Source organism: Neobacillus sp. (assembly GCF_031988165.1).
Classification (GTDB): Bacteria; Bacillota; Bacilli; order Bacillales; family Cytobacillaceae; genus Neobacillus; species Neobacillus rhizosphaerae.
In genome coordinates this window covers 1-26,983 of the sequence record NZ_DALZYO010000055.1, presented here as the reverse complement: position 1 = coordinate 26,983, position 26,983 = coordinate 1, and the positions used below count along the sequence as shown (strand labels likewise).

Below are 26,983 nucleotides of genomic sequence, written 5' to 3'. Positions count from 1 at the left end.
TTTGATGAAGGTTTAAAAAAGAATCCCCTGGATTTATCCATGGGGAGAAGTCAATTTGACCAATAAATGGTAAGATTTAGAGAAAGGATTCCGAAAGAAGCGAGGTAGATGAATGACTATTTATATTGCATTGTTACGGGGGATTAATGTTGGTGGGCATCATAAAATAAAAATGGCAGACTTGAAAAGCTTATTGGAAACGAAGGGCTTACAGAAGGTAAAAACATATATTCAAAGTGGGAATGTTTTGTTTGAATCAGAAGAGGATGCTAAACATCTTAGCCAACGAATGGAAGATGAAATCAACAAGACGTTTGGTTTTCCGGTACCTGTTATCTTGAGAACAGCTGAGGAATTCGAACAGATAATAAAAAATTGCCCATACTCACCAGACTTATTAAATGAAGGCGAAAGTGTCCAAATTGCCTTTTTGGCTGATGAACCTTCATCGGAAGGAATCAATCATCTGTTGAACTTTCCTAGTGATCAGGATGAATGCAGCATAATCGGGAAGGAAGTTTATTTCTTTTTTCGTCAAAGCATCCGCGATTCGAAGCTCGCGACTCAGCTTCCGAAGTTAGGCGTTCCGGCAACGGTTCGTATTTGGAAAACGGTGAATAAATTATCGACAATGTCAAAAGATATTTGAATGGAACTAAATCGTTACAATTGTCAGATGGGCCTGAAACGATTAACATAGAACAAAATGAAAGGGGTGCTTTTGAATGATGGACTTAAATAGCTGGTTTGAAAAAGGAATGACATGGGGGGAGTACGTCGACTCGATGATGAAAAATAAAGAAGAAATGCTCTCCGTTTATGAGCGTTTTTCGTTAACTTCCGAGGATAAAAGCCGACTGGAGTCATTAAAAGAACAAAAGCTACGTGCTATTGTACTCACAGAGGATTGGTGTGGGGATGCGTTGCTGAATAACCCGATTTTGATGAAGATTGCCGAATCAGCGGGGATAGAGCTCCGTTTTGTCCTCCGAGACCAAAATCTCGAGTTAATGGATCAATACTTAACCAATGGAACGTCACGAGCGATTCCTATTTATATTTTTATCGATCAAGAAGGTAATGAGGTGGAAGTTTGGGGACCAAGAGCACCTGAAGTGCAGGCTCTTGTGATGGAAGGGCGTGCGGGGTTGCCGGATAAGGATGCTGAGGACTTCCAGGAGAAGCAAATAGCGATGTATAAAGAGTTGGTTACTTCCTACCAAAACGATGCAGCCATTTGGAAAACTGTTTCCAATAGTATTATGAATACATTATTATAATAAAATTGATCCTCGGTAGATTCTATCGGGGATTTTTTTAAAAAAGAAAAGTATAAAATTTTCAACTTTTAGTAAAAGCCTATTTTTGTGTCCATACCATTAGAGGCCGATTCAGAATTTCAACTTCTTTCCCAAGAACTTCAAAGTGTTTTTTGGAATAAATTCACATAGCTATCGATAAAAAGGTTGAAAGATAGTACAATTTAGGAAAGTGGTGGAATGAATAAGATCCATTTTAAATAAAAAAGAGTGAAAATTCTAACTATTAATTCGGAAAAAGGAGGTAAAAAATGAATTTGAAAAAACCAATAAATTCTTTAAATATTACTCAGTTTTTATCGGCTTTTGCAGATAGTGCCATTATCATTATTATTGCTTTTATGATGAAGGAATCGATTGGAACAAATGATGATCATAATCCCTATATATTTTTAGTAGAAACGTTCTTCCTGTTTGCCTATGTTTTATTCGCCCCATTTGTGGGTACATTTGCGGATCGAAATTCGAAGTCGAAGGTGCTGTTTACAGGGAATACGGTGAAAGTAATCGGAATTTTATTATTAATTATCGGTTTTAGTCCAGCGTTAAGCTATGGGGTCATCGGTCTCGGTGCAGCCATTTATGGTCCTGCTAAATATGGTATTTTAAAAGAATTAACAACAGGTAATAAAGAACTACTGGACGCAAATGGGAAGTTAGAAGGATTCACCATTTTAGCGATTATCTTAGGGACAGTTGTTGGAGGTATTTTTGCTTCTCATTCTCTATTTGGAAAATTCTTTTGTTTAGGCGTATATAGTTTGTCTGTTTTGTTAGCATTAAATATACCTGTCAAGGAAGGAAACAAGCAATTAAATTATAAAAAGGAAGCATTACAATTTTTTCGCGATGTAAAATTTTCTTTTCAAAATCCTCGCCTCAATTTTACCCTTGTTGGAAGTGGTGCCTTTTGGATGATCTCTGTTGTCATCAAAAATGCATTATTCCTTTGGATCCCACTAAACCTGGGTATTAAAAGTGGTTTTCCTTTATCTTTAATTATTGGAATGACGGCAATTGGGATTGTCATTGGCTCTTTATTAGCAAAAAAATATACATCTGTTGAAAAGTTTTACCGTGCCAATCTTTATGGTCTAATTGTTGCGGGGCTTGCGATTATATTCCCGCTCATTTACGGGCATAATCTAGTTGCTCAAGTAGTTGTCTGTCTATTGCTGCTTGGTCTAGGAATATTCGCGGGACTATTTATTATTCCTTTAAACGCTACGCTTCAAGAGGAGGGGAGTGGAACACTAGGAGTTGGTAAAACAATCGCCGTTCAAAATTTTGTAGATAATTCGACGATGTTATTTGGCACCTACTCTGTTTATCTTCTTAATGCTCGTTATGGTTTTTCCGTAACCACTTCTCTTGTTATCTTTGGTTTTATTTATTTACTTTTTATTTTATATTTAGGTAATAAATCTAAAAAGTGGAATCAGACGCCACTCAGCTTACATTCAGGATTATGAAAGTAAATAAGATCCCCAGTAGAAATTTCTACTGGGGATCTACCTTTTCATCAATGATAACATTTTGACTTTGAGAATTGTCTAGCTCGATAAGAACAAGTTTTGATACCCGGCGCATGCGCTTTGCTTAGAAGCCACTGTTCTTCGGAGGGATTCGGTCGTTAATCAATGTTTTATCATCGATTTTTGGTTCAATGCCAAGAATAAGATTACGGATGTTGGAGCGATGGAGATAAATTAAGAGTAACGAGAATAATAAAAAGATAAGTTCTAATTCTAGTTTTGTGGAAATGAGAGCATAGATGAGCATAGTAAGGCCAACCGAGATGGAACCAAAAAACACATATTTCGTTAAAAAAATCACTAAAAAGAAGGTAGTATAAGAGACTACTAATAACGGGAAGTTGGCTATCAGCAGTGCACCAGCGGTTGTTGCGATCGCCTTTCCACCGCGAAATCCTGCAAAAATGGGAAAGCAATGACCCACTACAGCGACTAGTCCAAAGTAAATGGGGTCAACGTCCAAGTTAAAGTAGATTGGCAGGTACGCTGCCACGGCACCTTTGGCGAGGTCGATGAGTAGTACAAGGATGGCTGACTTTTTTCCAAGCACCCTCAGTGTGTTGGTAGCGCCAGGATTTTTGCTGCCGTGGTCACGGATATCGACACCGAAGAACAGTTTGCCCACAATTAGCGCGGTGGGAATGCTTCCAATTAAGTAGGAAGCAAGAAGTAATAACCAGAACATGACATCACTCCTTTGTGACAATAATTTTCCTAATCTACTAGCATTCTATCATAATAAAGTGGGATTATTTTGTTGAATTATCACTATTAGGAAAGAAAGGGAGCACTTTACATGAAACAAATTGATTTTGCCCAAGTTGCTAATAGCTATGCTCGTTCAAGAGAAGATATTCCCGTCACGTTAATGGATAGCCTTCTGCTAAGAAATATTTTTTTTGCAGGAAAAAAAGTTGCTGATATTGGTGCGGGAACGGGTGCATTAACGAGGAAAATTGTGATGCGAAAAGCGGATGTTGTTGGAGTCGATCCATCACAAGCTTTACTAGAACAGGCAAAATTGAGAGTAGCAGAATAACCTTTTCGAACGTGCGATTTCTTCGTACGTTTTTTAGTGATTTTCCATCCATATATTGAAGAATGGTATGATGAAAAAAACCAAATATATTTTTTAAAAATAGTGTAGGGGTTTTTCAAAAACGTTTCGTCTATTAATGTGACTGACTAGAGAGAAAGGGGGAGAGAACAATTAGCGACACAGCTTTAATAGAAAAAGTGCTAGATGGCAATGATCATGCCTTTCGCCTTTTGGTTGAGAAGTACCGCAATGACGTGTTCCGGACTGTCTTTGCCGTTCTTCACGATCAAAAGGAAGCAGAAGATGCCGCCCAAGAAGTGTTTATAAAGATTTACACCTCTCTCCCCCAATATGGAAATCAGGGTTTTAAAACGTGGATGACGCGAATTGCCGTTAATCATGCGATAGATGTAAAGCGGAAACAGGCTAGAAGAAGAGAGGAAGTCGTCGATACCCTCGAACAGCAGGCTCTAGGGACACCGAGCGACAGTGTTGAAAGGGAAATCATTGAGCAGGATCGACGCAGTCTTGTTAGGAAGAAGCTTAATGAAGTACCTGAGAATTACCGCGAAGTGATCTACGGCTTTTATATAGCGGAAAAAAGCTATCAACAAATGGCCGAGGAACAAAATGTTCAGGTGAAAACAATTGAAACGAAACTATACCGGGCTCGCCATTGGATGAAAAAGAATTGGAAGGAGGACGATTTTTCATGAAGCATTACCTGTACGATGATTGGCTCCAATACGTAAAAAATGAACTGAATGACCAGGATCGTGAGCAGCTTGAAAGTCACTTGTATACATGTGACCAATGCCTTGATCAATATTTACAAGCGATGGCAGAGAATGAATCATCGCTTCCGATTCTTACGAATGAGAGTGGATTTACGGATTTTGTGATGGCGGAGGTCGCTAAGCAAAAGGTTTCATTGGAACATGTGGAAACACAGATGAGCCCGAAATTAGAACTGGTATCGAAAGAAACGGCTGGGGAACAGTCAAAATCAATTGGAAAAGCAAACCAGAAAAAGCCGTTTTATCAGCATGCGGTATTTCATTATCTGCTAGCGGCGGTTGCAACCCTTCTATTGACCTTCTCAGGAGCCTTTAAATCAATTGCTATATATGCAAATTCATTAGAAAGTCCGCAAGTTCAGGAAAAGAAACCTTCGATGACAGAAGGCGTTATTAATAAAACGTTCGCATGGATGGATTCACTAGAAAAAAAGGAGGCAGATAAGAAATGAAAAGTCCAACCAAGGCTTTAACTTTATCCCTATTTCCAGGCCTGGGCCATATTTATTTCGGTACCATGTTTCGTGGGGTGATGTACTTACTATCGATTGTTGGCCTAGCTTTTGTTACCGTTATTTCATTATTTACTAATAATGAGGAAGTGGCTATCCTAGCCTTTATGGCCGGTATCGTCATCTATTTGATTAGTTTCATTGATATGGGCGTTCAGATTTCAAAACAAAAGAAGGCACTTACAGCAGCACATCCGGACTACCTGAATTCCAAGGCAGATCAGGATTCAGAACGGTTTTATACGATTGTCCTATCATTTATTCCGGGCCTCGGTCATTTTCAACTTGGCTTAATGAATAGAGGATTAACGTTATTGGCAACATTTTTTGGTCTAGGTGCCATGGTCACTTTTATTACTGCCATATCCAGTCGCGGCGAATTTCTTGTCTTTTTGGCGGCCTTGCCGATTATCTGGGTATACGGCTTTTTTGACGCAGTACAACAAGTGAATAAAAAGCAACGCGGTGAGGAGTTAATTGACCGAACGATTTATGAGGATTTTGAATTACGGCGGGAAGACGGTAAGAAAAGTAAGGCAATTGCCACCTTCCTTTCGATTTTTCCAGGTGCAGGTCACCTTTATCTTGGCTTGCAGCGACGTGGGATTCAGCTAATGGCAGCGTTCTTGTTTTCGGTGTATATATTAGATGTGTTACGGCTTGGTATCTTCTTGTTTTTAATCCCGATTATCTGGTTTTACAGCTTTTTTGACGCTATGCAAAAGGTTTCAAGATATGGGGAAGAAAAGGTTGAAGATGTACCGATTATCGCCTATTTCCTTAATCATCAAAGATGGGTCGGCATTGGTTTGATTTTGATGGGTCTCTACTATTTAGTGATGAACGTACTGCTTAAGGCACTCTCACCGATAATAAATCGGTTAATTAATTTCGACATTATGTATTGGATCCAAGGGTACCTCCAAACTGTTCTCGTCTGTGTGCTGTTAATCGGCGGCGGGATTAAGCTTTTATCTGGAAGCAAACAAAAGAAGGAGGCGGAGAATCATGAGTAGGTGGGGAAAAGCAATAGCAGGACTGGCTTTACTCGGAGCGGAAATTGGGTTCCTTTTTAGAAAAAGGAAAGGGGGAGAAGAACTATGAGAACTTGGCGTGTTGGAACGTTTTCAATGGGGGCCTCGCTCGTTTTCCTTGGCCTCCTCCTTTTTTTCTCGAAATTCCTTGGATTAAATCTTGTTCAAGTGATGACGTCGTGGTGGCCGGTATTATTAGTCGTCCTTGGTATTGAGATTCTGCTCTATTTATTTTTGTCACGACAGGAAAAGCCGGTATTAAAATATGACTTTCTCAGTATCTTTTTTGTTGGATTGCTCGGTACTGCTGGTATTGCATTTGCATTTTTAAGCACAACAGGGCTTATGGGCAAGGTGGAAGATGTCATGGCGAGGGAGGAGCGGTCGTTTGAACTGCCTGCTTTTTCGCACAAAATGGATGATAGCATCAAACGGGTGGTTGTCAGGACGGTAGGCTATGACATGACAATTGAGGCAACAGAGGAAAAAGAGGTTTCGATGTTCGGTACTTACCGGGTACAAACAGCGAAAAAAACGAAGCTACTCCAAAGCGCAGATGATATCATTGCGGCCAAACAAAAGGGCGACACGCTTTATTTAAATGTAAAGACGTTGCCGAATGAGATTGGGCCATTTGATTCACAAGGGATTGTTGCAGCAACGATTTTGGTTCCAAAAGATGTGAAGCTTGAGGTAATTGGCAATGATAATTCCCTTATTCTAAAGCCGCGGATGCTCGCGAATGATTGGAATATTGAAAATATCTCCTCGGTTGTGGTCGATGTTGTTGCAAACAGCCATTTAAAGGTAGCTGCGGTGAATGCCCAGGAGGTAAGGGGGAAGGAAGGCGAGTGGAAGTTGTCGGAGAAACCCAATTCTGAAGATCCCGATCATTCGCTACCGAAAAATGCGATTTATCAATCTGGCGAAGGCAAATACCATATTAACATCGCCAATGCTTATTCGGTCAGTCTCCAGACGAATGAATAAACAATCACATCTTATTTTTGCAAAAAAGTAAAAAAAGGTTATGATAGGTTATGGACTTTGGCTTGCAATAAGTTTGTAAGCAAAGATGATAATTGGTAGAATATAGAATTGATTGGATAGACTATCCAAATACCGATTTTTACTTCAAAAATAGGATGATGAATGATGAAAAGAGCAAGACTGATTTACAATCCTACTTCAGGACGTGAAATGATTAAGCGTCATCTTCCGGAAATCCTTCAAAAATTAGAGGCTGCCGGTTATGAAGCTTCCTGCCACGCGACAACGGGTGCCGGTGACGCGACGAATGCTGCACGAATTGCTGTTAAGCGCAAGTATGATGTGGTCATTGCAGCAGGCGGCGACGGAACCATTCATGAAGTGGTGAACGGCCTCGCTAATCAAGAGTATCGACCAAAGTTGGGAATCATTCCAACTGGCACGACGAATGATTTTGCCCGAGCCCTACACATACCTAGGGATGTCAGCAGTGCAGTGGAGATTATCACTAAAGGGGAAATGATCCCTGTTGATATTGGCTGCATTAATGACAAATACTTTATTAATATTGCAGGCGGCGGTAGAATGACCGAGCTTACATACGAAGTGCCAAGCAAATTAAAAACAATGCTCGGCCAGCTTGCCTACTATCTAAAAGGGATGGAAATGCTACCTTCCATTAAAGCATCCCATCTTCGAATCGAGTATGATGGAAAGCTATTTGAAGGGGAAGCAATGATGTTTCTTGTTGGCTTGACCAATTCGATAGGCGGATTTGAAAGGCTGGCACCGGATGCCTCGATAAACGATGGATTGTTTTCACTTTTAATCTTGAAAAAAGTAAATCTGGCAGAGTTTATCCGAATTGCATCCTTAGCAGTTCGTGGTGAACACGTGAATGATCCGAATTTGATTTACACGCAGGCAAACCGGATTAAGGTTTATTCAGATGAAAAGGTGCAGCTGAATTTAGATGGTGAATTCGGTGGCTTATTACCAGCAGAGTTTGAAAACCTGTATCGACATTTAGAAGTGTTTGTGCCACTTGCGGACATTCGTCCCAATGACCGGCCGACGGACTGGGAGTCAGGACAAAGATATAGCTAAGAAAAGCCCGTTCCAGTAGGAGCGGGCTTTTTTCTAAAGAAAAAAAGGTATCCTTTTACTTCTAAAACCGTCTAGCTCCAGCGCTTTTCTTAAGTTAAAAGCTCTGTTACCCTTTTGCTTCCCAATAAAGAGCTTGAATGAATTTTTTAATGTTAATCCGAGAATGACTGTTTTCATCTTGTGCCTTGCCTTCTAGTTCAAGCATTTTCATTCGAACTTGCGTATAGTCAAAGAAACTGGATGAATAGTTTTCAAACTTGGGATTGGTGTAATCGGTAAGTCCAAGTGAAGCAATATGCTCCAATGCTTGATGGATAGCACGGCGAATTCGCTGCTCGCCCGCTTTCATTTCTTTTCTTACCTCCTGAGTCGAGATGGACGGTCCGAAACGTTTTTCAATTATTTTTTCATATAAATCCTTTAGCGGCGGGGTTTCACGTATCCCGTCTTTTTCTAATTGTGAAAAAATCGCTAAAATATCAAGCAGATCTTTATTACCGCTCTCTCCGATAATACCAAGCTCACACAGGATGTTCCTTCCAGATTGAATAATTGGATTCTGAGTGGACTGATAATGGATTTCAGGGTTTCTCTTTTGTGTGTGGTTAGTTAAATGGCTTAAAGATTTTTGAATGTCAATAAGCGATTTTTCTAGCTGCAGCTGACTGGATACCTTTTTTAGGATGTTGACGACCTCAAGACGGTTAATCGGTTTAGTAATATAGTGGTCTACCCCTAGAGAATAGGCTTCACCAATCATATCCTTTGTTTCAACCTGGGAGATCATAATAATTTTTCCATGAAAGAAAGGAGCAATTTCTCTAATCGTTTCAATTCCATCACGATTCGGCATTAACAAGTCAATCATCAAGATATCAATTTCTTGTTCAGCGAGTATATCAGCGTATACTTCAGAGCCATCCTCTGCATCCCCGGCGACAGTCCCCAAATCTTCTTCCTCGATAATATTAGAAAGCATCGCCCTAATAGTAGTAGAATCATCAACAATAAAAAATTTCAAAGCTATCATCCTCTTTCTATTAAGCTTGCGACCGGAAGGCGAATTTCAAAGCTGGTTCTGTTTCTCACATCTGCATCTAAAAGTTGGAGCTCGCCGCCGATATTTTCAATCACATTTTTTATGTAAGATAAACCAATTCCATTTGAGGCTATCCCCGCTTGGTCAAACTTAGTGGTAAAGCCTGGTTCAAAAATGAAGGGTTTATTTTTCTCAGATATTCCCGGGCCATTATCACTTACCATGATATGGACCATGTCATCCACTCTGCTTACAGCTAACTCAATCTGGCCTTTTTCAATTATTGCCTCGACAGCATTAGATACTAGATTGTTAACAAGTGAAAAAAGGATAACCGTCCGATAATAGGGGTGTTCTCCCAAAATATTTACTTGGTAATCAATGGATTTTTCGAGCATTTCCCCATATCGTTTATTGGACGTAATGATTACCTCAATAATTTCTTTTAAGTCCATATTGTCACTTAGGTTTTCTTTGACCATTAATTTCGATAATCCTGCATAGATGCGCTGATTATCCTTCTTAATTTCATGCATTTGGCCAGCGATTTTTAGAGCAGCTTGAGCTTGATGATGGTTTTCCAAGCCCTTTAAGTCCCGATAAAGGCCGTAACAGGCACTTGTTAATTCCTCCGCATTCTTGGTTGACTTCTTCAATTGAATCATCTCTACATATAAATTTGAAATTAATAATAAAATTTGCTCGTTTCGCGTTCGCTGCTGTTCTTCTGCTAATCTTGTTTCTCTTATGATAAGAATATTAAAAAAACCAAGGACGAAGAAGCTACGGATAATCGCAATTCCGCCAATAGTCACCAAGGTAGTGAAGGTAATTGGCATATGTGAAGAAGAGTAACGACAGGTGATTTCGACCAAACTGGCTATGATTTCGTTTATGACACCGAACAAGCCAATGAAAAACGGTTTTTCATGCCAAGTATTCATTTTGAAAAGGTAAAAAAGTAAGGAAAAAATCAAATAATAAAAAAAGACAGGGAAATGTAAAACAAAGGCGTCAAATAAATGAAAGGAGTCAACTTGGATTCCGTACAAGAAAATACGGAAGAGAACCACTGTAGTTCCTGCAAGGATTCCAGCTATTAAAGGATGAATTTTTCGAGAAAATAATAAAATAAAGAAAAAAACAGGTGTTCCCAAACTTACCCTTATATCGCCATCAATCGGGTAAAACTTCAACTCACCAGCTATAGGGACTACAATCATTAAAAACAAATAGGCTAATAATTTTTCTCGCACAAATTCACTTCCAGTATAGGTGACTATAATTCTGTTCCTCCATTTTATCGTAATCGTTTTGCGACTAATTGTAATCAAAATAATTGACAAATTTATTAAGTTTCTAGTTGATTTTGTGGGTTTCTGTAGTTTTTTGTAGTTCTGACGATATGCTCATAGTGAACAAAGGAAGCTTTAAAAAGTAGGCCTGAGGTTCCTTTATCGAAATTCTCAGCAATTATTTTACTAAATTAGAAGGCACAAATGGTAGTGCAGCCCTAAAAGGCGAAAACATTTGTGAGGATTTTCACAAACAAACTATTTGAAAGCGGGTGATAAGGTCAAGAATTACGGAAGCTAAAGGGGTCGTTTTATAAAAAAACATTACCGTATGGAGGTAAACGACATGTTTTGGGTTCAATTTTTAATCGTTCTTGGCTGTATTTTTATCGGAGCGCGTTTAGGTGGGGTTGGCCTTGGTGTCATGGGCGGCGTCGGACTGGCCATTCTCGTATTCGTTTTTGGCCTACAGCCAACATCAGCGCCAATCGATGTGATGCTGATGATTTTAGCTGTGATATCAGCAGCTGGAGCCTTACAGGCCGCAGGCGGAATGGATTATCTTGTTTTTCTAGCTGAAAAAGCTCTGCGGAAAAATCCGAAGTGGATCACATTCATTGCACCGCTAGTTACGTACGTTTTCACTTTTTGTGCCGGCACCGGTCACGTAGCTTATGCCGTTTTACCGGTTATTGCAGAGGTATCCCGTGAATCAGGGATTAGACCTGAAAGACCAATGTCTATTGCGGTTATTGCCTCACAGCAAGCCATTACAGCAAGTCCAATTTCGGCGGCAACCGTTGCCCTGCTTGCCTTGTTAACAGATTTCAAGATTAACTTACTCGATATTTTAATGATTTGTATTCCGTCTACACTAATCGCATGTATGATTGCTGCATTTGTTTCTAGCAAAATGGGAAAAGAGTTAAATAATGACCCAGAGTACCTCAAACGTTTAGAAGCAGGATTAGCACCAATTAAAAAGGATAAAAAGGAATTTAAAGCGACAATAGGGGCAAAGCTCTCCGTCATATTTTTCCTATTAGCAGCAGTGCTAGTGGTCGTGTTGGGTTCAGTTGAAACGTTACGCCCTGGCTGGACGGTCGACGGGACTTTCACACGGATGACAATGCCGGCTGCCATTGAAATTGTAATGTTGACGATTGCTGCTTTGATCATTATCTTTTGTAAACCAAAGGTGGAAGAAATTGTTTCCGGTAGCGTCTTTAAAGCCGGTGCCACAGCTGTAGTCGCCATCTTTGGGATTGCTTGGATGGGAGACACATTCTTTCAAGGCAACCTAGCATTAATTTCCGGATCGATTTCCGATTTGGTTACGGCTGCACCATGGTTGTTCGCGATTGCCCTATTTGCCCTTTCCATCTTGCTTTATAGCCAGGCCGCAACTGTTCGTACTTTAATGCCGCTTGGAGTCACACTGGGCATTAGCCCAGCCTTATTAATCGCCATGTTCCCGGCTGTTAACGGATACTTCTTTATTCCAAACTATCCAACCGTGGTTGCCGCAATTAACTTTGACCGTACAGGAACAACAAAAATTGGAAAATATATTTTGAATCACAGCTTTATGGTTCCAGGGTTAATTGCCTCTATTGGCGCCGTTGGGATTGGTATTTTATTAAGCATGATCGTTTTATAAAGGGAAGCTTTAAAAAATGAATAGTGGTTCGAGGCAGTCTCCTGACTGCTTCGGATACCGCCAATCTATAAATGTTTTAAAAAAAAAATTGGAGATGACAAGTATGAGTTATTCAGAGAATTTCCGTATTGAAAAAGATTTCCTAGGGGAAAAGCAGGTTCCGGCTGAAGCCTATTATGGTGTTCAAACAATAAGAGCAGTTGAGAACTTTCCAATTACAGGATATCGAATTGACCAAGCGCTCATAAAAGCAATGGCGATGGTGAAAAAAGCATCTGCTTATGCCAATGCGGAAATTGGACAATTGGATACAAAAATTTCGAAGGCTATCATGGTGGCGGCGGATGAAGTAATCGAAGGAAGCTTGCACGATCAATTTATCGTTGACCCGATTCAAGGGGGAGCAGGAACGTCCATCAACATGAATACTAATGAAGTCCTTGCCAACAGGGCCCTAGAACTGATAGGCGAACAAAAAGGAAATTACAAGCTTATCAGTCCGAATTCACATGTTAACATGGCACAATCCACGAACGACGCCTTTCCAACGGCTATCCATTTGTCGACACTGATGACTTTAGAAGAATTAATCAAAGTGATGGAAGAGCTTCATTTTGAATTCATGAAAAAGGGAAATGAATTTGATGGCATTATCAAAATGGGCCGCACTCATTTACAGGATGCCGTGCCAATTCTGCTTAGCCAAGAATTCGAAGCCTATGCAAGGGTGCTAAGAAGAGACATTAAACGAATTAAGGCAACACGTGAGAATTTATATGAAGTGAATATGGGAGCGACAGCTGTTGGAACGGGTCTGAATGCGGAACCGGAATATATTGAAAAAACCGTCAAATTTTTAGCAGAAATAACAGGTTTGCCAATAAAAGGATCAGTAGATTTAGTAGATGGAACGCAAAATACGGATTCTTATATGGAAGTCTCGGCTGCCCTTAAGGTTTGTATGTTGAATATGTCGAAGGTTGCGAATGATTTACGGCTGATGACCTCCGGACCACGCTGCGGTTTAGGTGAAATCAACCTACCTGCCCGTCAGCCGGGTTCATCTATCATGCCGGGAAAAGTTAACCCGGTTATGGCAGAGGTCTTAAACCAAAGTGCATTCCAGGTGGTAGGAAATGATTTGACGATCAGTATGGCTTCCGAAGCAGGGCAATTTGAACTCAATGTAATGGAACCGGTGATTGTTTTTAACCTGCTGCAATCAATTAGAATTATGACCAATGTGTTTACCGTCTTCCGTGAACATTGCTTAAGCGGGATTACCCCTAATAAAGAGAGAATGGAAGCTTACGTGAATAATAGTGTTGGTATTATCACCGCTATTAACCCGCATGTTGGCTATGAAACGGCTGCATCGATTGCAAGGGAAGCAATTGTCTCAAACAGACCGGTTAGAGAAATCGTCCTTGAACGAGGCGTGTTAACAGCAAGTGAACTTGATACCATTTTACATCCATTTGAAATGACCAATCCAGGAATCGCAGGAAAAGAATTACTTGAGAAAAAACGCCGTGAAAAAGAAGAAAAAGAATTAGTTTTAGCATAGTGAAAATTGCTAGGCGCCTAGCTTCAGGGCTTGGCGCTTAAGCATTATTTAAGCAACATTGGGAGGTTTTGCAAAATGGAGAGTGGAAAAAATCAGCTTTTTTACCGTAAGCTGCATTCATTGTCGGGGATAATTCCTGTCGGAGTATTTATGACCGTTCATTTATGTGTCAACTATTCCGCGACATACGGGATGGATTCCTATAACAAAGCAGCAGACTTTATGGTGAATCTGCCGTTTAAATATTTGTTGGAACTTTTTGTTATCTTCATCCCGTTATTATTCCATGGGGTGTACGGAATTTTTATTGCTCGTCAGGCTAAAAACAATGTTAGCCGGTACGGCTTTTTTCGAAATTGGAAGTTTTTCTTACAACGAGTGACAGGTTTAATTGCATTTGTTTTTATTATCTGGCATGTCTGGGAAACAAAGGTACAGGTAGAATTTAACGGTGTCGAAGCAAATTATCATTTAATGGCGGGCATCGTTGATAATGGAATTTCGCTAGCTCTTTATATCATTGGGATTGTTTCTTGTATTTATCACTTTGTAAATGGAATTTGGACTTTCTTGATCACTTGGGGAATCACCGTGTCACCACAATCACAAAAAGTTACACAATACATTTCAATCGGATTATTTATCGCATTATCCTTTATCGGGATCCGCGCAATCCTAGCATTTGCTTAAAAGCTAGATAGGGAGGACAGACAAATGAGCAAAGGAAATATTGTCATTGTAGGCGGAGGTTTAGCCGGATTAATGGCCGCTATAAAAATTGCCGAAGCAGGAACGAAGGTCGATTTATTCTCGGTTGTTCCGGTTAAGCGATCTCACTCTGTTTGTGCCCAGGGCGGCATCAATGGAGCAGTTAATACAAAAGGGGAGAACGACTCTCCATGGGAGCACTTTGATGATTCGGTGTATGGAGGCGACTTCTTGGCTAACCAGCCTCAGGTAAAAGCAATGTGTGAAGCTGCTCCGAAAATTATCCATATGTTTGACCGGATGGGGGTTATGTTTAACCGAACTCCTGAAGGTCTGCTGGATTTCAGACGCTTTGGCGGAACACAGTATCACAGAACCGCATTTGCCGGGGCTACGACAGGGCAGCAGCTCCTCTATGCACTTGATGAACAAGTACGTAGCTTCGAGGTAAAGGGCTTAGTAACAAAGTACGAAAGCTGGGAATTTGTCTCTTCGATTATTGATGAAGAAGGAATCTGCCGTGGAATTACGGCACAAAATTTACGAACAATGGAAATGAAACCATTTCCGGCAGATGCCGTGATCATGGCAACAGGCGGGCTTGGAATTATTTTTGGAAAGTCAACCAATTCAACGATTAATACGGGCTATGCAGCGGCAAGGCTATATCAGCAAGGTGCTTTATATGCGAACGGAGAATTTATTCAAATTCATCCAACGGCTATTCCGGGAGATGATAAGAACCGCCTCATGAGTGAGTCAGCACGTGGTGAAGGCGGTAGGGTCTGGACGTATAAAGACGGAAAGCCATGGTACTTTTTAGAAGAAAAATATCCGGCATATGGAAATCTTGTGCCACGTGATATTGCCACCCGTGAGATTTTCGATGTGTGTATCAATCAAAAGCTTGGGATCAATGGGGAAAATAAGGTTTATTTGGATCTTTCTCATATTGATGCAAAGGAGTTAGATATTAAGCTAGGCGGAATCATGGAAATCTATGAAAAATTCATGGGAGATGATCCGCGGAAGGTGCCGATGAAAATATTCCCTGGTGTCCACTATTCCATGGGCGGTCTATGGGTCGATTTTGATCAAAAAACCAGTATCCCAGGCTTGTTCGCTGCTGGTGAATGTGATTATTCGCAGCACGGTGCTAACCGTCTCGGAGCAAACTCGTTGTTATCAGCGGTTTACGGCGGAATGGCAGCCGGTCCAAAAGCGCTTGAATATATTCAAGGACTTAAAAAGCCGACCGATCAGGTTTCAAGTACTATTTTTGAAGCACAGGTACGGGAGGATAGCAAAAAATATGAATCTATTTTAGCGATGGATGGAACAGAAAACGCCTATTTACTTCATAAGGAACTAGGCGAACTCATGACGGCAAACGTAACCGTTGTTCGGGAAAATAAGAAATTAAAAATGACCTATGAGAAACTACAAGAATTCTCGGAACGCTTTAAAAATATCAACATTGAAGATACGGCAAAATGGAGTAACTCCAGCGCCTCGTTTGTCCGGCAATTAGAAGGCATGATTAATCTTGCACATGTGATTACCCTTGGAGCCTATAACCGAAACGAAAGCCGCGGGGCCCATTATAAGCCGGAATTCCCAGACCGCAATGATGAGGACTGGCTAAAAACGACAATCGCGGAATACAATCCAGCAACAAATCAGCCAGAGTTATCTTATCAGGAAGTAGATATTTCGTTGATTAAACCACGGAAACGAGATTATACAAAAGCGAAGAAAGGAGCCAACTGATGATGGGAACCGAAAAGACCATTCATTTAATCATAACTAGACAAAAGGATGCACAATCTGCCCCGTACACAGAAGAATTCATGGTTCCTTATCGTTCAAATATGAACATCATCTCGGCATTAATGGAAATCCAAAAAAATCCAGTGAACGCCAAAGGCGAAAAAACAACTCCAGTCATTTGGGAATCTGTTTGCTTAGAGGAAGTTTGCGGAGCCTGCTCGATGGTCATTAATGGAAAACCGCGCCAAGCGTGTTCTTCCTTAATTGATCAGCTCGACCAGCCAATTCATATTGCGCCGCTGGCGACATTCCCTGTCATGCGCGATTTAATGATTGACCGCTCATGGATGTTTAATGCCTTGAAAAAGGTAAAAGCGTGGATTCCGATTGACGGGACATATGATTTAGGTCCAGGACCGAGAATGCCGGAAAAGACAAGGCAATGGGCCTATGAATTATCGAAATGTATGACTTGCGGCTGCTGTTTAGAGGCCTGCCCGAACGTCAATGAAAAGTCCAATTTCATCGGTCCGGCACCATTATCACAGGTGCGTTTGTTCAATGCCCATCCTACTGGTGCAATGCATAAGGAAGAAAGGCTTTTGGCCATTATGGGCGAAGGAGGACTTACCTCCTGCGGCAACTCGCAAAACTGTGTCGAGGTCTGTCCGAAAGGCATTCCCCTCACCACCTCAATTGCCGATTTAAATCGACAAACAACGATTCAGTCGTTAAAGAACTTCTTCGGATAAGGTGTAAGGCACCATCTGAATGACGGATTGGGAATCGAGTGAAAAGATTCAGTTAATGATAGGTTCGTTCCTTTAGGAGCGGGCTTTTTTTTATACGATAAGAATTTATTACATTGGAATTCGAGAAATGTCCAGTTCCACAAGGAAGTCTTCGGTAGCATTAACATCGCACGAAGGAAAAGCGATAACTTTTTCGAGGAGCGCCCAGCGGCTAGAGGACTTCGCTCTTCTCCCTAATTTAACTATGGTAAAATTGAAGGAATATCTCGATTTAATCCGAATTTTTGAAAATATTATCAAGAAAGGAGAACCAACATGCAATTTTCCTTTGATCACCTAGTCTGTTTTTTTAAGAAGCCAGAGGAGGCAATTACGCTTTTACAAAAAATAGGAATCCATGCTGTCAATGGCGGACGCCATGAATTTTGGGGAACATATAATTCACTTACCTATTTTGGATTAAGCTATATTGAGTTTTTAGGTATTGAAAATTTATCGATTGCTGAGAAACAAGAAGAAAACCGATTGATTACTCAAATCGTGGAGCAGCTGGCAAAAGATAAGCGGGAAGGCCCTGCTAGAATTGCCATTCGCACCGATAGTATTGAAAAATTAGCCGTAAAGCTAAAAGAAGAAGGATTTACTGTTTATGGTCCACTCCCAGGTGAACGAGTTCGGGCGGATGGGCAAGTAATCAGATGGTCGCTCCTCTTCGCTGAAAACGGCGCCAACGAGCTAACTCTTCCATTTTTCATCCAATGGGAAAAGGAGGATGGGGAGAGGTTTTTAGAATTAGAGGAACAAGGGTTAATAGAGTCACATAGGGTGGGAAATCCAACTTTTGAAAGTGTGGGATTTATTGTAAATAACTTAGACAAAACCATAACAAAATGGGGGAATTTGTTTAACCTTACACAGAGTGAGGAATTTACGGACCTAACCATCCATGCACGATGTCGAAAACTAGATTTGGATGGAACGAAGCTGATGTTCTGTGAGCCACTTAGTGAAGGTATCGCTGAGAAGGTTTTAAAAGAAAAAGGGGAAACACCTTTTTTAGTAAACCTAAAAGGAACGAAGCAAAGACATTTTTTTGAGATGCTAAATGGTTTCTGGAGATTTCAATAAGGAGTTGAGGATGTTAGGCGAACAATGCATGTTATTGTTCGCCTTGATTTTTTTCAAAAAGAAAATGTTTCATATAAAAAGATCGTTCATCAGCAGAAAGACCATCTAGCTTCTTTTCTTCTACTTTCTCTTCGATAAAAAAATATAGATTTAATTTCATCATCTTTATTTCCTTTCACCAAGTTTTCACCGTTCTCTATTAAACTTCAGTTTATCAAGTAATGAAAGGAGGTAAGAGAAAGATGAAAACTAGAGTAAAGCTAGGTATCATTTGGGGTGCGATTATCGTATCAATCATGATGGGGATTAATTTTTTCTATCACCTTTTAGGAGGTGAACGCCGTCAAGATGGCAGACTTCAGGGGTTTCATAAAGAAGGATGGCAACACCAAGGCGGTTTTGAGCCTCATCGTTTTATGAATGGCCCTCATCATGGAGGAGAATTTCATTGGTTCGGAATTCTGCTATTCCTCATTATCGGACTAGCTGTACTGGTTCTGTTAGTGAGATGGCTTAGAAGGAAAACGAAGAAATCCGCAATGCAGCAGTTTATCAATACACCTGAAGTGGATTCACATACATCGGTAATTAACCAAAATGCAAGTATTTTAGATCAGTGGGAAAAAAATGTCACGACTAAAAAGGAGAATGATTAAAATGGGTATTTTTAAGCGGATGAAGAGGATTACGAAGGCTGAAATTAATGGGCTGCTGGATGGAATGGAAGATCCAATCGCCATGTTGAATGAATATTCGAGAGAAATGGAGCAAGAAATTGAAAAAGGTCAGAAAGCCTTAGCCAGACAAATTTTCGTTGAGAAAAAACAATCAGCGCTTATTCTGGAAACAAGAGATTTGATTGCAAAGAGAACCCGACAGGCTAAACTGGCCATTGAACATGGTGAGGATTCGATGGCGAAATTAGCCGTGCAAGAAAAACTCACTCATGAAAATCAGTTAAATCTCTACCAGGAACAGTATGAGGCCATAAAACAACAAACCCAAATCCTGATTGAAAAATTGAATCAGTTGCAAGAAAAGTTTAACGAAATGCAGCATAAGAAAATCCTTTTATCTTCACGTGCTAATGTTGCTCAATCTATAAAACAAATTCAAAAATCAACAATATCCTTTCAAACAGACACCATCGCAAGAGGAATAGCCCGAACGGAAGAGCGCATTTTAATGATGGAGGCCGAGGTACAAGCTGGTAGTCAGTTTTCCAATCCTTTGGCCAGGGAGGATGCGGCATCCAGAATTTTTGTCAATGAGGAAGAACTGAAACAGGAAATTGAAAAACTTAAAAATGAAAAAGTAATGTTATCAGAGAGCTAGATTGATGTAAGCAAAGTAGAAGAAACCACAGGATAGGAGCACCCTAAGTATGTTAGGTGCTTCTTTTTCTGTATATAAAAGCTGATTATTTATCTGTTTTCACCTAAGTCGAAGCGCTCCAGTCCATACGCTGCTAAACGGGCGTTTCGCTTTTTTATCTCGGGAATTTTGTTGTAATTTTGTGGAGTTCATTATATTCCGTTTCTTTTATTTTTAATAATTTCTTAAGTTAATTTAAAGATTGCTCTGGTAAGATTCGGGTAGTTGTGGGCGATCTGTTTTTCGAAAAATCGTCTATTATTTTCGATTTTAAAGGGGTCTATCAAATGAATATCTTATTGGCTGAAGATGATTCACAGCTTGGTGAATTAATTGTTTTTATGTTGAAAAAGAAGGGGATCGGTAATGTCGAATGGGTGATGGATGGGGAAGATACATACTATTATTCGACTACTTCCCATTATGATGTGATCATCATGGATTGGATGATGCCGAATGGAGAGGGTGTGGATATCTGTCGCCGATTACGAAAACAAGGTTATTCCGGTGCGATTCTGATGTTAACCGCAAAAGATACCGTCCAGGACCGGATTGAGGGATTGGATTCTGGTGCGGATGATTATCTCGTCAAACCGTTTGAAATTGATGAGCTTTTAGCACGATTGCGCGCTCTTTCCCGCCGTAACTATGCACCCATATTGGAAGAAGAAGTCAAAATACATGATTTGGTTCTGAATCGGATGAGCCATGTGGTACGTTTGGGGAGAAAAGAAATCCAATTAAGTCCTCGTGAATTTCAACTTTTAGATTTATTGGTCCAAAATAAGGGACAGGTACTACCGCGAGAAGTTATTCTCGAGCGAATTTGGGGTTTTGATTCGGAGGTCGCTCCTAAAACCATTGATGCGACTGTCAAATTGATCCGAAAGAAGCTTGATACCTTCGAAAAACAAGATTTACTTCAAAGTATAAGAGGGGTAGGTTATCGGTTTGAACACTAATCTTCTTTTCATCATACGTGCCTTAACAATCCGCGGTGAGAAGGATGTATTTAGGAGCACACAAGGTCGGTTGACTCGCATTTATAGTGGATTGCTTATGCTATTTCTCATCCTATTTATTGTGATAGTGTATTCCGTTCTCTATTTTACGATTTTAAAGAATCAGGAGAATGAACTTCAATCATTAGTGAAACAGGAAGCAAGCTTTATAGAGAATTATTTGTTGAAAAACGAACAGACTGACTTGCAAGGAATTCAAAATCAAGAGGTAGTATTTGCAGGCGTTAATCAATTCTTTTATTATGTCATTAATTCTAATGGAGAAATGATCATGGGCAATGAAGTGAATCACCGCCTGCGTCCAAATTTACTAAACATGGTGAACGAAAGGTTCCAAGATAGTTTAAAGATTCGTAAGCTAACACTACACGTGGAAGATAAGGCTAAAGGGAGAGGAAATAGGGAAGAATTTCATCCGCATGAGGGTACCCAGGATATCCACATCATGATGGCAAGCCATTCGATTTACAATAAAGGTCAATTCATTGGAAAATTGTATATTGGAAAAGACATTTCATTTGCTTATCAGCTATTCAAATGGCTTCTTTTGATCCTTGTTGCGTTAGGCATTTTATTTTTCGGGGTAGCGTTATTTATTAGTGTGGTCATGTCCAAACGAGCAATGGTCCCTATTAGTGGTGCGTTTACGAGACAACGAGAATTTGTGGCAGATGCCTCACATGAATTACGGACACCATTAAGTGTATTATTATCCTCGATTGATGCGATGGAAATGACGATTGAACCTTCGAAGGAGGAGGACTTTGTAGGGAAGCTGCTTTCGAATATGAGGCGGGAAGTGAAGCGAATGACCAATTTAGTTAGTGATTTATTGACACTGGCTCGTACCGATTCGAATACAATCGAAACTAGAAACGAAACGTTCGACTTTCGCCCACATGCAGAAAAAGCAATTGAGTCCGTCAGTCCGCTGGCTGCTACAAAGCAAATATCTCTCAACTTATCTGCGCCGACTACTCTGATTGCAACGGGAGACCCGCAAAGATTATCTCAACTATTATATATTTTATTAGATAATGCTATTAAATACACCCCAAACGGCGGGGAAGTTCAGCTCTACCTTTCAAAAGAAGGAAACGAGATTTGTATTAAAGTTCAGGACACCGGTATCGGAATCAAGCCGGAGGATTACAACCATATATTTGAACGTTTTTATAGATCCGATAAATCTCGGTCTCGACAAATGGGTGGCCATGGATTGGGACTTTCCATTGCCAAGTGGATTGTTGAAACACATGAAGGAACGATAAAATTATCTAGTGAAATGGGGAAAGGGAGTACATTTATCATTCGCATACCCCTCCTTCGTAAGGCTATAAATGAGACTTAGGGAAACAAACACTTTTACAGTGGAGAATTAACCATAGTTTTATAAAAAGACTTCTACAGGAAAGAAAGTATAAACGGTTTGAGAAATGTCCAGTTCCAAAAGAGTAAGCTTCGGAAGCGAAACCTCGCACGAAGGAAAAGCGATAGCTTTTTTTAGGAGCGCCCAGTGGCTAGTGAAATTCGATCTTCTCCCTATATGAAGTCAACATCGGATCGCTATGCTTCTTGATGTTCTATATTGGGAACTTTTCCTTTTTGCTGCTTGGTAAAATGTGTATAATAAATTAAAGACATTAGTCAAGACAATTGAAGGGGTGATGGGAAATGAAGGCGTTAATCAATATCGATTATACGTATGATTTTGTAGCGGATGCAGGGGCGTTAACCTGCGGGGAACCGGGGCAAGCGATTGAGGGGAAAATCGCTGAACTGACGAAAGCGTTTATTGAGACTGGCGATTATGTTGTTTTTGCCATCGATGTTCATGATAAAGGAGATGAATATCATCCGGAAACCAAGCTGTTCCCGCCGCATAATCTACGTGGAACATCCGGAAGAGACCTGTTTGGTGCACTTCAAAATGTGTATGAAGAGAATCAGCAGCGTGAAAATGTAGTTTATATGGATAAAACGAGGTACTCTGCGTTTGCAGGAACGGACCTCGAAATCAAATTGCGGGAACGGGGAATTACTGAGGTACACCTGGTTGGCGTCTGTACCGATATATGCGTTCTTCACACAGCCGTAGATGCCTATAATAAAGGTTTTAAAATTGTTATATATAAGGATGCCGTAGCATCATTTAATCCCGCAGGGCATGAATGGGCCCTCGGACATTTTGAACAAACGCTCGGAGCTATGGTTAAATAGAGGTTTTAATGGTATTATCATTAATAATGGTGAAAAACTGTAATAGTACTCCGGAGGTCGATTATGAAACACATTTATCATGATGATAGTTTAACTCTGCATACGGATCTATATCAGATTAATATGGCAGAGACGTATTGGAGAGATGGGATACATAATAAACGTGCGGTTTTCGAGTTATATTTCCGCAAGCTTCCTTTTGGAAACGGCTATGCTGTTTTTGCAGGCCTAGAAAAGGTCATTCAGTTTATCCAGGGCTTCCGTTTTAGTGAAGAAGACCTTGAGTATTTGAAAAATGAAGTAGGTTACAAGGACGATTTTTTAGCCTATCTTAAAAATATAAGTTTCACTGGCACGATTCGCTCGATGAAAGAGGGCGAGCTTGTATTTGGCAATGAGCCGATCTTGCGCGTCGATGCACCGCTGGCTGAAGCACAATTAGTAGAGACAGCTTTGCTTAACATTGTGAATTACCAAACATTAATTGCAACGAAAGCTTCGCGAATCAAGCAAGTTGTCGGCGAAGAAGTAGCCATGGAATTTGGAACTAGACGGGCACAAGAAATGGATGCGGCTGTCTGGGGTACAAGAGCAGCTTATCTAGCTGGTTTTGAAGCTACCAGCAATGTAAGGGCAGGTAAACTGTTTGGGATTCCTGTTGCCGGAACCCATGCCCATTCAATGGTTCAAGCCTATAAAGATGAATATACTGCTTTTCATAAATATGCAGAATCACATAAAGACTGTGTCTTTTTAGTAGATACGTATGATACACTCCGCCTCGGCGTTCCCAATGCCATTAAGGTAGCGAAAGAACTGGGAGATAAGATTAATTTTATCGGGATTCGCCTTGATAGTGGTGACCTCGCTTATCTTTCAAAGGAAGCACGAAAAATGCTGGATGAAGCAGGATTTACGGATGCGAAAATTTATGCGTCCAGCGATTTGGATGAGCACACGATTATCAACTTAAAAGCACAAGGAGCTAAAATCGAAAGCTGGGGTATCGGTACGAAGCTGATTACTGCCTATGACCAAGCAGCACTCGGGGCTGTTTATAAAATTGTCACGATTGAAGATGAGAACGGCAAAATGGTGGATACGATTAAAATTTCCTCTAATCCAGATAAAGTGACAACTCCTGGGCTGAAAAAGGTTTACCGGATTATCAATAATACGAATCACCATGCTGAAGGAGATTATATCGCGATGGAGGATGAAAAGCTGCCGGAAAAACGGCTCCGCATGTTCCATCCAACCCATACGTATATTAATAAGGTGGTTACGAACTTTACGGCAAAAGAGCTCCATCAAGATATTTTTGTGAACGGTGATCTCGTTTATGAAATGCCTTGTCTGGAGGAATCCCGCGAGTATCTGAAGCAAAATCTTGATGCATTATGGGACGAGTATAAGCGGATAATGAATCCAGAGGATTATCCACTCGACTTAAGTCAAAAGTGCTGGGATAACAAGATGAAAAACATTGAAGAAGTAAAAGAGCAAGTTGCGGCGATGAAGGAATAAGATGTAATGGGACGTCCTAAGAAAATCGGGCGTCTTTTTTTCGATAAAAAGAAAGGCAGGCCCAAGGGGGGTCAGCATTGTCCCTCCTAAAGTCTGCCTCTCTTTTATTTTTGTTTAAAGTAATCCATAAAGGCATGGAAAATTTCTATGCCTTGGTAGGTAAGCATTCCTGCTGCTGATATCGAAAAGAACCCAATTATCATAAAACGGATCCACATATTTACTTCCTCCCTTATTTTTGATGATTACCCTTATGATTCGGGAGGGAGGATTAAGTAGTTTGATTGATTGAATATGGGGACTAGAAAAATATGCTTTCTGTTAAACCTAAAAATCCAAAAAATGAGTGGAATCACTACTGTTAAAAGAATCAAGGAAAGCTGGAAGAGTATTTGCAGGTCAAATAGTTGTTTTTTCTCATCGTCCGATTGTGACTTTGCCTTAGCATCATCTAAGTTGATGATTACCTTGGTTTCAGAATGCGAGTGCGGAAGTATGTTTGAAAAGTGTAAAAAATTAAAAGCAAGGAAGGCAAGGAGTAAGGGAATGGAAAAGGTCTTTATTTTTTTTATCGTTATCCACTCCTTCCAATGAGATTGTTTTAATCATATCCACTATTATTATATTTGGAAACAAAAATATTCTGACAAATTCCTTGGTTTTTGTTAAAAAAAGGCTATGGTCTTGCGACAGGTTTCGCAATTAGCCTTTCTTTGTGTTACAATCTTAGCTAGTCAAATCGAGTAAAGGAAGAAACGGATGAGCAGACCATTACCAGTAAATAAAAATGAATATATAGATGTAGTTTTTGAAGATTTAACCCATGACGGGGCCGGAGTAGCGAAAGTGGATGGTTATCCGCTGTTTGTACCAAACGGGCTGCCGGGTGAAAAAGCCAAAGTTAAGGTGATAAAGACGGGCAAAGGCTACGGGATTGGACGCTTGATTGAACTTTTTGAAAAAAGCCCATACCGAGTAGATATTGCAAGCAGCGAAAAGAATAAATATGGCGGCTGCCAGCTAGAACATATTAGCTATGAGGGGCAGCTACGATACAAAGAAAATCAAGTTCGCCAAGTCCTTACTCGGATCGGCAAACTAGAAGATGTGGTGGTTCATCCGATTTTAGGAATGGACAACCCATGGCACTATCGGAACAAGGCCCAGGTGCCTGTCGGTGAAAAAGACGGCAAATTGATTGCCGGATTTTTTAAACCACGGAGCCATGAAATTGTCGATACGGATGAAAGCTTGATTCAGCTGCCAGAAATTAATGAAGCAGTTCAAGCTGTAAAGGAAATTTGCAGCAAGCTTGGCATCCCTGCTTATCAAGAAGAATCCCATAAAGGTGTGCTCCGTCATATCATGGCACGGTATGGTCAGCAAACAGGCGAGCTCATGGTTGTGATCATAACCAGAACTGCAGATCTTCCTCAGAAAGATAAGCTGGTTGAGGAAATTGTTGCCCGGCTGCCAAAGGTGAAGTCAATTGTTCATAATGTGAATTCGAAGCGGACAAACGTCATTATGGGGGAAAAAACGACCGTCCTTTGGGGAAATGAAGTCATCTATGATTACATAGGCGATGTGAAATTCGCCATATCTGCGCTGTCGTTTTATCAAGTGAACCCTGTTCAGACAAAGGTTTTGTATGATAAGGCGTTGGAATATGCGGACCTAAGCGGCGAAGAAAACGTAATTGATGCCTATTGCGGCATCGGGACAATCTCTTTATTTTTAGCGCAAAAAGCTCGTAAGGTTTTTGGGGTGGAAGTGGTTCCAGAGGCAATCGAAGATGCGCAACGAAATGCAGAATTGAATGGCATATCAAATGCAGAATTTGCAGCCGGGGAAGCAGAGGTTGTAATTCCGAAGTGGTATAAAGAGGGCAATGCTGCGGATGTACTTGTCGTCGATCCACCACGCAAAGGCTGCGACGAGGCTTTGCTGCAAACGATTATTGAAATGAAACCGAAGAAGGTTGTTTATGTTTCCTGCAATCCAGCGACACTGGCAAGGGATTTGCGGATTCTAGAAGATGGCGGCTATAAAACGGTGGAAGTTCAGCCAGTGGATATGTTTCCACATACGACGCATGTGGAGTGTGTGTCGCAACTCATTCTAAAAGTGTAACTGACAAATAAACTCACTAACCCTTTACAATAAACATTTCCGATTTCTCCGCCGAGTGAGAAAAAAGATTTCGTAAAAAAGCGTGAGAATAACAGGGCTATCCCTTACGGGATAAGCCTTTCATCTTTTTATGGACTCGGAAAACTTCATTCTAACTCGAGAAAAAGCGTGAAAAAAAGCGTGAAAAAAGAGCTGGAAAAAGTGAAAAAAAGAGAGGGAAAAGCGGGTAAAGCAGGAGATTTCGGAAAACTTTATTATGACAGAGAACGAAGAAATGCGGGTTTGGGTGGGGTGAAATCGGTAGGGAATTTTAGCAAAGTACAAAAGAAGGTAACTAACCCACAATTGGGAGTTGCCTTTATGTATTTTATTAAAAAAGTGGCGTAAAACCCCTTACTTTAGAAATGGGGATATAAGCCATGTTTTTTTACTTCCAATTACCAATAGAAACTAGT

28 protein-coding genes are annotated in these 26,983 nt (G+C 40.5%); 24 read left to right on the top strand and 4 right to left on the bottom strand.

All coding sequences use genetic code 11. The features are described 5' to 3' along the window. Positions 1–112: 112 nt before the first annotated feature. The 3 genes from RTR43_RS23395 to lplT all read left to right on the top strand — a co-directional run bounded on the left by RTR43_RS23395 (position 113) and on the right by lplT (position 2,791). Positions 113–649 (top strand): DUF1697 domain-containing protein, encoded by a 537-nt coding sequence (locus RTR43_RS23395; RefSeq protein ID WP_312475912.1) that lies wholly within the window; start codon positions 113–115, stop codon positions 647–649. Positions 650–728: 79 nt separating this feature from the next. Further along, complete coding sequence (locus tag RTR43_RS23390) at positions 729–1,280, top strand: thioredoxin family protein (RefSeq protein ID WP_396954616.1); 552 nt, start codon at positions 729–731, stop codon at positions 1,278–1,280. A gap of 290 nt (positions 1,281–1,570) precedes the next feature. Continuing rightward, a complete protein-coding gene (gene lplT / locus RTR43_RS23385; RefSeq protein WP_312475905.1) occupies positions 1,571–2,791 on the top strand; it encodes a lysophospholipid transporter LplT in 1,221 nt (406 codons plus the stop codon). Between the two features lie 127 nt (positions 2,792–2,918). Here lplT and plsY read toward each other — a convergent pair whose 3' ends face one another. Continuing rightward, entirely contained in the window at positions 2,919–3,539 is a 621-nt protein-coding gene (plsY, locus tag RTR43_RS23380) for a glycerol-3-phosphate 1-O-acyltransferase PlsY (RefSeq protein ID WP_312475902.1), read from the bottom strand. 111 nt (positions 3,540–3,650) lie between these two features. On the opposite strand from plsY, the gene RTR43_RS23375 reads away from it, so the two are divergent. From RTR43_RS23375 to RTR43_RS23345, 7 genes are all read left to right on the top strand, one after another. Continuing rightward, complete coding sequence (locus RTR43_RS23375) at positions 3,651–3,893, top strand: class I SAM-dependent methyltransferase (protein WP_312475899.1); 243 nt, start codon at positions 3,651–3,653, stop codon at positions 3,891–3,893. Between the two features lie 170 nt (positions 3,894–4,063). After that, entirely contained in the window at positions 4,064–4,609 is a 546-nt protein-coding gene (locus tag RTR43_RS23370) for an RNA polymerase sigma factor (protein WP_396954615.1), read from the top strand. Continuing rightward, positions 4,606–5,142 carry an anti-sigma factor family protein gene (locus tag RTR43_RS23365; protein ID WP_312475890.1) on the top strand — a complete coding sequence of 179 codons (537 nt, stop codon included), beginning with the start codon at positions 4,606–4,608 and terminating at the stop codon, positions 5,140–5,142. The genes RTR43_RS23370 and RTR43_RS23365 overlap by 4 nt, the downstream gene beginning before the upstream one ends. Then, positions 5,139–6,218: a hypothetical protein gene (locus tag RTR43_RS23360; protein WP_312475887.1), complete on the top strand. Its 1,080-nt coding sequence runs from the start codon at positions 5,139–5,141 to the stop codon at positions 6,216–6,218. Before RTR43_RS23365 ends, RTR43_RS23360 begins: the two co-directional genes overlap by 4 nt. Then, complete coding sequence (locus RTR43_RS23355) at positions 6,211–6,306, top strand: LPXTG cell wall anchor domain-containing protein (RefSeq protein WP_312475883.1); 96 nt, start codon at positions 6,211–6,213, stop codon at positions 6,304–6,306. Before RTR43_RS23360 ends, RTR43_RS23355 begins: the two co-directional genes overlap by 8 nt. Next, positions 6,303–7,226 carry a hypothetical protein gene (locus tag RTR43_RS23350; RefSeq protein ID WP_312475880.1) on the top strand — a complete coding sequence of 308 codons (924 nt, stop codon included), beginning with the start codon at positions 6,303–6,305 and terminating at the stop codon, positions 7,224–7,226. The genes RTR43_RS23355 and RTR43_RS23350 overlap by 4 nt, the downstream gene beginning before the upstream one ends. A gap of 165 nt (positions 7,227–7,391) precedes the next feature. Continuing rightward, entirely contained in the window at positions 7,392–8,333 is a 942-nt protein-coding gene (locus tag RTR43_RS23345) for a diacylglycerol kinase (protein WP_312475919.1), read from the top strand. A 106-nt stretch (positions 8,334–8,439) separates the two neighbouring features. Here the strand turns inward: RTR43_RS23345 and RTR43_RS23340 are convergent, their stop codons facing one another. Both RTR43_RS23340 and RTR43_RS23335 read right to left on the bottom strand, forming a co-directional pair. Further along, positions 8,440–9,354: a response regulator gene (locus RTR43_RS23340; protein ID WP_312475877.1), complete on the bottom strand. Its 915-nt coding sequence runs from the start codon at positions 9,352–9,354 to the stop codon at positions 8,440–8,442. 5 nt (positions 9,355–9,359) lie between these two features. Then, complete coding sequence (locus tag RTR43_RS23335; protein ID WP_312475875.1) at positions 9,360–10,628, bottom strand: sensor histidine kinase; 1,269 nt, start codon at positions 10,626–10,628, stop codon at positions 9,360–9,362. A 385-nt stretch (positions 10,629–11,013) separates the two neighbouring features. Here RTR43_RS23335 and RTR43_RS23330 point away from each other — a divergent pair, with 385 nt between their 5' ends. The 6 genes from RTR43_RS23330 to RTR43_RS23305 all read left to right on the top strand — a co-directional run bounded on the left by RTR43_RS23330 (position 11,014) and on the right by RTR43_RS23305 (position 18,252). Further along, on the top strand, positions 11,014–12,327 hold the full coding sequence (locus tag RTR43_RS23330; RefSeq protein WP_312475871.1) for an anaerobic C4-dicarboxylate transporter family protein: 1,314 nt from the start codon (positions 11,014–11,016) through the stop codon (positions 12,325–12,327). Positions 12,328–12,430: 103 nt separating this feature from the next. Further along, positions 12,431–13,894, top strand: coding sequence for an aspartate ammonia-lyase (gene aspA, locus RTR43_RS23325; RefSeq protein ID WP_312475868.1), 1,464 nt, complete (start codon positions 12,431–12,433; stop codon positions 13,892–13,894). A gap of 75 nt (positions 13,895–13,969) precedes the next feature. Further along, positions 13,970–14,584 carry a succinate dehydrogenase cytochrome b558 subunit gene (locus RTR43_RS23320; RefSeq protein WP_312475866.1) on the top strand — a complete coding sequence of 205 codons (615 nt, stop codon included), beginning with the start codon at positions 13,970–13,972 and terminating at the stop codon, positions 14,582–14,584. Between the two features lie 24 nt (positions 14,585–14,608). Continuing rightward, a complete protein-coding gene (sdhA, locus tag RTR43_RS23315) occupies positions 14,609–16,372 on the top strand; it encodes a succinate dehydrogenase flavoprotein subunit (RefSeq protein ID WP_312475863.1) in 1,764 nt (587 codons plus the stop codon). Between the two features lie 2 nt (positions 16,373–16,374). Further along, on the top strand, positions 16,375–17,124 hold the full coding sequence (sdhB, locus tag RTR43_RS23310; protein ID WP_312475916.1) for a succinate dehydrogenase iron-sulfur subunit: 750 nt from the start codon (positions 16,375–16,377) through the stop codon (positions 17,122–17,124). A 315-nt stretch (positions 17,125–17,439) separates the two neighbouring features. Further along, the gene (locus RTR43_RS23305) at positions 17,440–18,252 is read left to right on the top strand and encodes a VOC family protein (RefSeq protein WP_312475860.1); all 813 of its coding nucleotides are present in this window, start codon (positions 17,440–17,442) and stop codon (positions 18,250–18,252) included. A gap of 31 nt (positions 18,253–18,283) precedes the next feature. On the opposite strand, the gene RTR43_RS23300 is transcribed toward RTR43_RS23305, so the two are convergent. Further along, entirely contained in the window at positions 18,284–18,415 is a 132-nt protein-coding gene (locus RTR43_RS23300) for a hypothetical protein (RefSeq protein ID WP_312475858.1), read from the bottom strand. Between the two features lie 79 nt (positions 18,416–18,494). On the opposite strand from RTR43_RS23300, the gene RTR43_RS23295 reads away from it, so the two are divergent. The 8 genes from RTR43_RS23295 to RTR43_RS23260 all read left to right on the top strand — a co-directional run bounded on the left by RTR43_RS23295 (position 18,495) and on the right by RTR43_RS23260 (position 26,915). Then, positions 18,495–18,908 (top strand): hypothetical protein, encoded by a 414-nt coding sequence (locus tag RTR43_RS23295; RefSeq protein WP_312475855.1) that lies wholly within the window; start codon positions 18,495–18,497, stop codon positions 18,906–18,908. A 1-nt stretch (position 18,909) separates the two neighbouring features. After that, positions 18,910–19,587, top strand: coding sequence for a PspA/IM30 family protein (locus tag RTR43_RS23290; RefSeq protein ID WP_312475852.1), 678 nt, complete (start codon positions 18,910–18,912; stop codon positions 19,585–19,587). 326 nt (positions 19,588–19,913) lie between these two features. Beyond that, positions 19,914–20,588, top strand: a complete 675-nt coding sequence (locus RTR43_RS23285; protein ID WP_312475848.1) for a response regulator transcription factor — start codon at positions 19,914–19,916, stop codon at positions 20,586–20,588. Further along, positions 20,578–21,999 (top strand): sensor histidine kinase, encoded by a 1,422-nt coding sequence (locus RTR43_RS23280; protein ID WP_312475845.1) that lies wholly within the window; start codon positions 20,578–20,580, stop codon positions 21,997–21,999. The genes RTR43_RS23285 and RTR43_RS23280 overlap by 11 nt, the downstream gene beginning before the upstream one ends. Before the next feature lie 323 nt (positions 22,000–22,322). Beyond that, positions 22,323–22,868: a cysteine hydrolase family protein gene (locus RTR43_RS23275; RefSeq protein ID WP_312475842.1), complete on the top strand. Its 546-nt coding sequence runs from the start codon at positions 22,323–22,325 to the stop codon at positions 22,866–22,868. Between the two features lie 63 nt (positions 22,869–22,931). Continuing rightward, positions 22,932–24,395 carry a nicotinate phosphoribosyltransferase gene (locus RTR43_RS23270; protein WP_312475840.1) on the top strand — a complete coding sequence of 488 codons (1,464 nt, stop codon included), beginning with the start codon at positions 22,932–22,934 and terminating at the stop codon, positions 24,393–24,395. A 759-nt stretch (positions 24,396–25,154) separates the two neighbouring features. After that, a complete protein-coding gene (gene rlmD / locus RTR43_RS23265; RefSeq protein ID WP_312475838.1) occupies positions 25,155–26,528 on the top strand; it encodes a 23S rRNA (uracil(1939)-C(5))-methyltransferase RlmD in 1,374 nt (457 codons plus the stop codon). Between the two features lie 201 nt (positions 26,529–26,729). After that, positions 26,730–26,915, top strand: a complete 186-nt coding sequence (locus RTR43_RS23260) for a hypothetical protein (protein ID WP_312475836.1) — start codon at positions 26,730–26,732, stop codon at positions 26,913–26,915. Positions 26,916–26,983 lie beyond the last annotated feature (68 nt).

Bases quoted from the DNA above. Each gene is read 5' to 3' on its own strand.
- RTR43_RS23355 (WP_312475883.1), top strand. From the start codon at position 6,211: ATGAGTAGGTGGGGAAAAGCAATAGCAGGACTGGCTTTACTCGGAGCG.
- rlmD (WP_312475838.1), top strand. From the start codon at position 25,155: ATGAGCAGACCATTACCAGTAAATAAAAATGAATATATAGATGTAGTT.
- RTR43_RS23285 (WP_312475848.1), top strand. From the start codon at position 19,914: ATGAATATCTTATTGGCTGAAGATGATTCACAGCTTGGTGAATTAATT.
- RTR43_RS23350 (WP_312475880.1), top strand. From the start codon at position 6,303: ATGAGAACTTGGCGTGTTGGAACGTTTTCAATGGGGGCCTCGCTCGTT.
- RTR43_RS23330 (WP_312475871.1), top strand. From the start codon at position 11,014: ATGTTTTGGGTTCAATTTTTAATCGTTCTTGGCTGTATTTTTATCGGA.
- RTR43_RS23290 (WP_312475852.1), top strand. From the start codon at position 18,910: ATGGGTATTTTTAAGCGGATGAAGAGGATTACGAAGGCTGAAATTAAT.
- RTR43_RS23365 (WP_312475890.1), top strand. From the start codon at position 4,606: ATGAAGCATTACCTGTACGATGATTGGCTCCAATACGTAAAAAATGAA.
- RTR43_RS23345 (WP_312475919.1), top strand. From the start codon at position 7,392: ATGAAAAGAGCAAGACTGATTTACAATCCTACTTCAGGACGTGAAATG.
- RTR43_RS23270 (WP_312475840.1), top strand. From the start codon at position 22,932: ATGAAACACATTTATCATGATGATAGTTTAACTCTGCATACGGATCTA.
- RTR43_RS23295 (WP_312475855.1), top strand. From the start codon at position 18,495: ATGAAAACTAGAGTAAAGCTAGGTATCATTTGGGGTGCGATTATCGTA.
- aspA (WP_312475868.1), top strand. From the start codon at position 12,431: ATGAGTTATTCAGAGAATTTCCGTATTGAAAAAGATTTCCTAGGGGAA.
- RTR43_RS23320 (WP_312475866.1), top strand. From the start codon at position 13,970: ATGGAGAGTGGAAAAAATCAGCTTTTTTACCGTAAGCTGCATTCATTG.
- RTR43_RS23300 (WP_312475858.1), bottom strand. From the start codon at position 18,415: ATGATGAAATTAAATCTATATTTTTTTATCGAAGAGAAAGTAGAAGAA.
- lplT (WP_312475905.1), top strand. From the start codon at position 1,571: ATGAATTTGAAAAAACCAATAAATTCTTTAAATATTACTCAGTTTTTA.
- RTR43_RS23375 (WP_312475899.1), top strand. From the start codon at position 3,651: ATGAAACAAATTGATTTTGCCCAAGTTGCTAATAGCTATGCTCGTTCA.
- sdhB (WP_312475916.1), top strand. From the start codon at position 16,375: ATGGGAACCGAAAAGACCATTCATTTAATCATAACTAGACAAAAGGAT.
- RTR43_RS23305 (WP_312475860.1), top strand. From the start codon at position 17,440: ATGCAATTTTCCTTTGATCACCTAGTCTGTTTTTTTAAGAAGCCAGAG.
- RTR43_RS23395 (WP_312475912.1), top strand. From the start codon at position 113: ATGACTATTTATATTGCATTGTTACGGGGGATTAATGTTGGTGGGCAT.
- RTR43_RS23390 (WP_396954616.1), top strand. From the start codon at position 729: ATGGACTTAAATAGCTGGTTTGAAAAAGGAATGACATGGGGGGAGTAC.
- sdhA (WP_312475863.1), top strand. From the start codon at position 14,609: ATGAGCAAAGGAAATATTGTCATTGTAGGCGGAGGTTTAGCCGGATTA.
- plsY (WP_312475902.1), bottom strand. From the start codon at position 3,539: ATGTTCTGGTTATTACTTCTTGCTTCCTACTTAATTGGAAGCATTCCC.
- RTR43_RS23275 (WP_312475842.1), top strand. From the start codon at position 22,323: ATGAAGGCGTTAATCAATATCGATTATACGTATGATTTTGTAGCGGAT.
- RTR43_RS23360 (WP_312475887.1), top strand. From the start codon at position 5,139: ATGAAAAGTCCAACCAAGGCTTTAACTTTATCCCTATTTCCAGGCCTG.